Source organism: Arenimonas oryziterrae DSM 21050 = YC6267 (assembly GCF_000420545.1).
Lineage (GTDB): Bacteria > Pseudomonadota > Gammaproteobacteria > Xanthomonadales > Xanthomonadaceae > Arenimonas > Arenimonas oryziterrae.
Window position 1 is genome coordinate 206,394 of sequence record NZ_ATVD01000004.1, and the last position, 6,783, is coordinate 213,176.

The following is a 6,783-nucleotide window of genomic DNA, read 5'->3' on the forward strand; positions in this document are numbered from 1 at the left end:
CGCCAATCTGCCAATCCGGCGTGCAAAAGCCGCTGGATCGGGACGAGTCGTGACGAATCCGGGCCCGCCGCCATCGAAAATCAGGCGAAAAGCCTGCAAGCTTGGCCCTCGCTTCCGGAATCACCCCGCATGAACCCTGCTCCGCCCCCGCGTCTCGATCTGCGCCTGGCCACGAACCCGTGGTACTGGGCCGCCTGGGGCGCCGCCGCGTTCTACAACACCATGCGCGACGTGTTCAATGCGCCGCTGGGGTTTCTGGTGGTGTTCAACGGTACGCATTTTTTTCTCTGGGGCTGCCTGGGCCTGGTCGCGATTCCCTTCATCCGTCGCCATCCGATCCGCATGCACTGGCGGCCCTGGATTCTGCACCTGCTCGCGGGTTCGCTGTTTACGCTCGCCGACATCACGCTCGGCCACTGGATTACCTTCCGCGGCCTGGGCATGGTCAAGAGCAAAAGCCTGCTGGAGATCGCGATCTACGCGTTCCAGACCTGCTTCCATCTAGGGCTGATGACCTACGGCCTGATGATCGCGGTCATTCAGGGGCTCGACGCACAACGCCTGTCAAAACAGCGCGCCGTGCAGGCCTCGCAGCTGGAAGCCAAACTCGTGCAGGCGCAGTTGCAGTCGCTCCGCACGCAGCTGCAGCCGCATTTCCTGTTCAATACCCTGCATGCGATCTCGTCGCTGATGCATTACGACGTGCCGACCGCCGACCGCATGCTCACGCGCCTGAGCGAACTGCTGCGCATGTCCCTGCAGCAGTTCGGCACCCAGGTCGTGCCCTTGCGGCAGGAAGTCGCGTTTCTCGAGGCCTACCTGGATATCGAGAAGCTGCGCTTCGAACACCGGCTGTCGATCGAGTGGGCGATTCCCGAGGATCTGGGCGACAGCGCGATTCCGCCGTTTCTGCTTCAGCCGCTGGTCGAAAACGCGATCAAACACGGCATCGCCCCGCGCGCCGACGGCGGCGGCATCGTCATTCGTGCGTATTCGCAGGCCAATGAGCTGCTGCTGGAAGTCGAAGACGACGGCCCCGGCGCGCAGAGCACGCAGGCGCCGCAGCCGGGCATGGGCATCGGCCTGAACAATACGCGCTCGCGCCTGGAAACCCTGTACGGCGCCGACCAGAGCTTCGAGCTGCTGCGCCAGGGTCGCGGCACCATCGCGCGCGTGCGCATGCCGCTGACGCACACGCCTAAGAAACTCGCGGCATGACCGGCAACATCCGTGCCCTCATCGTCGACGACGAAGTGCCGGCGCGGCGCCGGCTGCAGCAGTTTCTTGCCGAAGAGGCGGATGTCGAGATCGTCGGCGAAGCGAGCAATGGGCTGCTCGCCGTGGAAGCGATCGAACAACTGCAGCCCGACCTGGTCTTTCTCGATGTTCAGATGCCGGAGCTGGACGGTTTCGGCGTCGTGCAGGCGATCGGCACGGACGCGATGCCGGCGACGGTGTTCGTGACCGCGTACGACCACTACGCCCTGCCTGCGTTCGATGCGAACGCGATCGATTATCTGTTGAAGCCGTTCGACCAAGACCGTTTTCGGCGCACGATGCGCCGCGTGCGCGCGCGCCTCGGCCGCGAGCGCGAAGACGCGCTGCAATCGCAGCTGCTCAATGTGCTGGATGGCCTGAGCAAGGACCGCAAGTATCCCGACCGTCTGCTTGTGCGCACCGGCGAATCCCGCCAGCTCGTACGCCTCGCCGACCTGCACTACGTCACCGCGGAAGGCAATTACGTCCGCCTGCACACCAGCACCGGCGCCCACCTCATGCGCGAAAGCATGCGCGGCATGGAAGCGCGCCTCGACCCGGCGATCTTCCGCCGCATCCACCGCTCCAGCATCGTCAACATCGACCACATCGGCAAACTGCTGCCCTGGTTCGGCGGGGACTACTTGGTGATGATGGCCGATGGCGGCAAACTGACCCTCAGCCGCAACTTCCGCGCGGCCTTGGGCGAATACCTCAAGATCGAGGGCTAACCGCCCCTCGTAGGAGCGGGCATGACCGCGACCAGCCCCTAAAGCATCGCGGCGAGACTAGTGCACGCTCAGTACCAGGAGCTATTTTCCTGCTGCGTGTACACAAAGAATCAAGGCCTTTCCCAAGTAGGTTTTTCGCCACAAAAGCGAAGACCGCCAATGAAGGCGGTCTTTGAGGAACCTATTTCTGGCCGGATCGAACGAGGCCCGCGGGTTCGGTGCCGCACTAGGAAAATACCGATCTTTCCCCGCTCTCGGACCCGCGTCTTCGAGAAGACTATTCGCATCTCTTAACGTCTCTTCGCCACAGCTCGTAAGCCGTCTCAATCATTCCCCATTGATACGGATCATCGGTAAGAACAACATTTGATCTGTCGCGATACACCCCCCTCACAGAAACTAGTGCATCCGAATGGTGCGACAAGCCATCCACTGCGACCGCGTTGCTGTAGTTGGAATTATGGCAATCATCCAAAGTCAGGAAGAGGCCGCCCTTCGAATCTTTGTTCTTGCAGACATATCCTTCAACAATAACAACTTTCCCTTCGTAATCGGCGCCTCGGGAAACTAAAGAAATGATACTTGCAGGAAGAATGCTAGTCGCAAAGGATGCATAAGAAACAAATAGCAGAGAAACGCCCGAGAAGCACAGCCTTGCATAGCTAATTCTGGTCATACTCCCTCGCCTTTTTCACGATGTCGCTATTTGTCATGCCGGGCATAGTTTTCAAAACAGGGGTCAGAGTACCTTTTCTACAAAATGCTTTCATCGCTTGGCGGCAAAGCCTTGCCTGTTGACGGTCGACCCGGCTTTCCCAGTCCCGCGCGGCGTCCGAGCATCGGGAAACAGGGGTCAGAGTACGTTTTCCCTCAAGGGAACAGCAACAGGAAGAAGGGCCAGACCCGGCTGGCGATGCCCAGCTCGGAGTTCTTTACAGAAGCCCACAGGATGGCTCTTCCGGAGCGGCGCTTCCGGGTGACGCCGTTACCGTTGTGGAGCATGACGCCCGCCATCAGCAGCGCGCGCGCATGCCCCCGCAGACCTATGCTTCTGAAATAGCGGAAGGCGATGCGCGGATCCGCCTCGACGCCGAGCCCCTTGAAATAGATGTAGCCGAGCCGATAGGCAGAAAATTCTTCCCCACCCTCCTCGCCAACCTCTTCCCGAAACCGGGGTCAGAGTACGTTTTCCCTCATTCGCTCTGAACCCTACTCAATGGAATACTTGTCCAACAAGTCCATGACTTGGGCGTTTAGCTCGTCTTCGGACGCGTCCAGCAAGCCATCTTCTTCATTCAGAGGAAGCAAGGCCTCCGAGACGGTACGGCCGCCACTCCCGACCACGATAAATCTGCACTCATCATGTGATGATCCGTCCTGCGGCGTGCGCCAAACGGAGGCCGTCACTTTGGCATCGACAATATTTCCCTCGTAGTCCTGCCGATCAATGTCGACAACTTGACCGGACTCCGCGGAGACGATCACTGCACGTCCGTCCTCGAGTTTCCCGATGAAATAGGCGTCCACACGAAGATAGCCGCCGCCCACCGCCAAATAGATCAGGTAAGGCTGGTCGAATTGGGCTCTTGCCCTTTCCAGTGACGAAACTCGGCTCAGAAATTCCGCGTCGAGGGACTCGGCGCAGCCACCGGGCACAGGATGCGCGCCGACGGATTGCTTCATCGAATTCGCAATGCTTTCGGCCACTGACGATCCGCGCCCGGCAGAAGTCGATGCGCAGCAACAAAGTGAAATCATTGCACAAATCGAAAGGAATGCTTTCACTGGTCACCTTCGAAAAAAGCAGCATGGAACAAGGGGGAAAATGCGGCCCAAGACCCCTGGCGAAGGCGATCTTTGATGGAATTCATCCGCCGAGGCAGAAAACGGGTCTAGCCACTGGCTTTGTTTCATTCCTGCACTAAGGTTTTTTCCCGCCAATGGTCAGATAGCTGTAAGAGAAGACCTTTCGAACATTGACCATCAGTGTCCCTTCCGTATCTCTAGCCACTTCACCTTCAATGTCAACTTTTGCGCTCAAGGTGCACAAACCCGTCTTGCCGTGTTCCTCGCATAACTTGTCGCCTGCACGATCGAATGCGGCGACGCTTTCATCCGCACTTGTATTGTATCCCTCTGGAAGAACCCCTCCCCTCTCACAAGAGCTTTCTTCGAAGAAAGACGCATAGCCTTTTACGACGGAGTAGTTCGCTCTGATATTCACAATCCTGTTTTCAAATTCTTGGGGATCTTCATTGATTCTGCAAACTGATACATAGGCAACACTCCTGACTGGCAAGTCCTCGATGACCAGAGAACTGCAAGCGCACTGGAGAAGCATCAGCACCAGTGATCCCAGCCCCATCGCAAGCTGCTTCATTCGATCAGACCTTCAGGAGAGAACAAGGATGGGAAAATGTACTGCGTCCACGTTTTTTGAGCTCAATCCGAATCCCAATACCGCCCGAATTTCCCCGTCTGCGGCTCGTAGACGAAGAACGAACTGGCGCTTCCGACCTTGAAATATGCCAGGGCTTCCGTACGCGCACAGAGGTCCTTGCCATTCGACGACTTGCCCTTGTCGTCCTCGAAGTAGGAGTGGCAACCCGCGGGCATGGCGGAAAGGCCCATGTCGATGGCGAGCCCCTCCTGCACCGCGATGACCCTGCACCGTCCGGCCCCCGACTTGCCGCCGAAACAGACTTGAATGGCGGACTGGCTGGCATCGCGGCGCGCGACGAGGGTCGCCCTGTCGCGCCTGTCATCGCCATCCATGTCCAGATACGCACTCAAGAAGCGTGAAGGCGATTCGTTAGCCAATCCTGACCGTCAGGTTGCTCGGCGGACATCGGCAGCCAGTCGCTGGCCGATTGTGTCTGGGCGGAGGCGGTGGCTAGGAGCAACAATAGAAGCAAGGAAGCGGAATGCATTGTCTCTATCCAACCATCAGCGTTTGAAAACAGGGGTCAGAGTACCTTTTCTAAGAAACGCTTTCATCGCTTGGAGGAAAGGGCTTGCCAGTTGACGGTCGACCCGGCTTTCCCAGTCCCGCGCGGCGTCCGAGCATGGCTTCTATCGATTGCTGGAAGCGTGCGGAGCCCAAGGCGCGTTGGCGCTGGGCGTACAGGCGGATGGCAGACAGATCGTCCTCGCTGATGCCTTGCGAGACCAGGTCGCGGTAGAGCACGCGGCGCTGCTCGTCATCTCTGGCGATTTGTTGGTAGGCGGAATGCGGACGCACTAGCGGATTGGACACGCCCTGGCTGTTGCACGCACAGCTCGACCAGCGATAGTCGGCGGGGCTTGCCACCATGCCGGCGCGCACCGGGTTGAGTTCGATGTAGCGATAACACGCGAGGACATAGCGCTCGCTGTCGACCAGACTCGCCTTGTAGCGCCCTTCCCAGAGCGTGCCCGTGCGCCCGAGGGTGTCGTTGAGCGCGCCAACGTAGCGTCGACCCAACGTCTGCATCAACCGTCCGATCGCTCCGGCGGCACCGGGCGTGACCAGCAGATGGACGTGATTGGTCATCAGCACATAAGCATGGACGCGGCAATCGAGCTTGATCGATGCCTCGCGCAACTCCTGCAGATAGCGCAGGTAGTCGATCTCCCGGAAGAAACAGGGCTGGCGATCATTGCCGCGTTGCACGACATGCTGCGCCACCCCGGCGATGTCGAGTCGTTGCGTTCGCGGCATGGTCCAATCTCGGAAACTTTTCCAGAGACCAGCCTCCCGCACCCGCCCTCACCACCGCATCCGCACCCCAGGAAACCCCGGGTCAGCCATCACCGATCAATCCCCTCGGAAAATGTACTCCGACCCCTGTTTTTGACCCCTGTTTTCGCGCCTGAACTTACCAAGCGTCACGCGGTGTCGGAAGATCGGGGCCTGCAGCGCGTGTCCCAGAAAGCCGTGCCGTTCCCATCTGCTCCCCGATCCAAGCTGAAAGTCCGTTGTTTTTCTTCGAAGGCGCTACCGGCAGTCGAATTTTGTAACGACCAGTTCAGTGATTGGATTCTCCACAACATCATCCCCAACCATATCCTGTATCTCTTGCTTGCTATGGTAGAAGTCGCAGCGCTGCCCCACGACAGGTACAGCCTGCGATTCAGATTTGTTTGCAAGATAGAAAACTTGAACACTATCTCGTGGGCTCCGGACAACGATCTTTGTCCAAGCCTGTACAGCGCCAAAGTAGAAAAATGGGCGCTTTACTTCGAGAACGATGGCATCAGCAGTGTCCGCAGGGCTACTTCGAGTAGATTGATAGTCACAACTCGTCAATCCGCAGACAGCAATTGGCAATAGACAAAGAAACCTGTTCATAGTCACTCCGGAGTCCAGTTGCTGTCCCAATTGATATCAAACTGTCGCACGACATTTCCAGCTGTAAAACAGGGGTCAGAGTACCTTTTCTAAGAAACGCTTTCATCGCTTGGAGGAAAGGGCTTGCCTGTTGATGGGCGACCCGGCTTTCCAAGTCCCGCGCGCCGTCCAAGCATGCCTTCTATCGATTGTTGGAAGCGTGAGGAGCCCAAGGCACGTTGGCGCTGGGCGTACAGGCGGATGGCAGCCAGGTCGTCTTCGCTGACGCCTTGCGAGACCAGGTCGCGGTAGAGCACGCGTCGCTGCTCGTCATCGCTGGCGATTTGTTGGTAGGCGGAATGCGGACGTACTAGCGGATCGAACACGCCGTGGCCGTTGCACGCAAAGCTCGACCAGCGATAGTCGGCGGGACTCGTCACCATGCCGGCGCGCACCGGGTTGAGTTCTATGTAGCGATAACACGCG

7 protein-coding genes and 2 pseudogenes are annotated in these 6,783 nt (G+C 58.6%); 3 read left to right on the top strand and 6 right to left on the bottom strand.

Features of this window, described 5'->3' with window-relative positions:
- The first annotated feature begins 129 nt into the window (after positions 1 to 129).
- Together G467_RS16630 and G467_RS0111910 are read left to right on the top strand one after the other, a co-directional pair.
- Positions 130 to 1,218, top strand: coding sequence for a sensor histidine kinase (locus G467_RS16630; protein WP_022969965.1), 1,089 nt, complete (start codon positions 130 to 132; stop codon positions 1,216 to 1,218).
- Entirely contained in the window at positions 1,215 to 1,988 is a 774-nt protein-coding gene (locus G467_RS0111910; RefSeq protein WP_022969966.1) for a LytR/AlgR family response regulator transcription factor, read from the top strand. The genes G467_RS16630 and G467_RS0111910 overlap by 4 nt, the downstream gene beginning before the upstream one ends.
- A gap of 870 nt (positions 1,989 to 2,858) precedes the next feature.
- On the opposite strand, the pseudogene G467_RS18515 reads toward G467_RS0111910, so the two are convergent.
- Both G467_RS18515 and G467_RS0111925 read right to left on the bottom strand, forming a co-directional pair.
- Positions 2,859 to 3,107: pseudogene (locus G467_RS18515) on the bottom strand (hypothetical protein); the annotation flags it as partial.
- A gap of 90 nt (positions 3,108 to 3,197) precedes the next feature.
- A complete protein-coding gene (locus G467_RS0111925; protein WP_155844886.1) occupies positions 3,198 to 3,695 on the bottom strand; it encodes a hypothetical protein in 498 nt (165 codons plus the stop codon).
- Positions 3,696 to 3,721: 26 nt separating this feature from the next.
- Between G467_RS0111925 and G467_RS18070 the strand changes: the two genes are divergently transcribed.
- Positions 3,722 to 3,913, top strand: a complete 192-nt coding sequence (locus G467_RS18070) for a hypothetical protein (RefSeq protein WP_155844887.1) — start codon at positions 3,722 to 3,724, stop codon at positions 3,911 to 3,913.
- On the opposite strand, the gene G467_RS18075 is transcribed toward G467_RS18070, so the two are convergent.
- The 4 genes and pseudogenes from G467_RS18075 to G467_RS18185 form a co-directional block, all read right to left on the bottom strand.
- On the bottom strand, positions 3,910 to 4,368 hold the full coding sequence (locus G467_RS18075; RefSeq protein ID WP_155844888.1) for a hypothetical protein: 459 nt from the start codon (positions 4,366 to 4,368) through the stop codon (positions 3,910 to 3,912). The genes G467_RS18070 and G467_RS18075 overlap by 4 nt on opposite strands.
- Before the next feature lie 62 nt (positions 4,369 to 4,430).
- A complete protein-coding gene (locus tag G467_RS0111930) occupies positions 4,431 to 4,763 on the bottom strand; it encodes a hypothetical protein (RefSeq protein WP_026802634.1) in 333 nt (110 codons plus the stop codon).
- Positions 4,764 to 4,968: 205 nt separating this feature from the next.
- The gene (locus G467_RS16635) at positions 4,969 to 5,688 is read right to left on the bottom strand and encodes a transposase (protein ID WP_022969972.1); all 720 of its coding nucleotides are present in this window, start codon (positions 5,686 to 5,688) and stop codon (positions 4,969 to 4,971) included.
- Between the two features lie 719 nt (positions 5,689 to 6,407).
- A pseudogene (locus G467_RS18185) lies at positions 6,408 to 6,783 on the bottom strand (transposase); the annotation flags it as partial.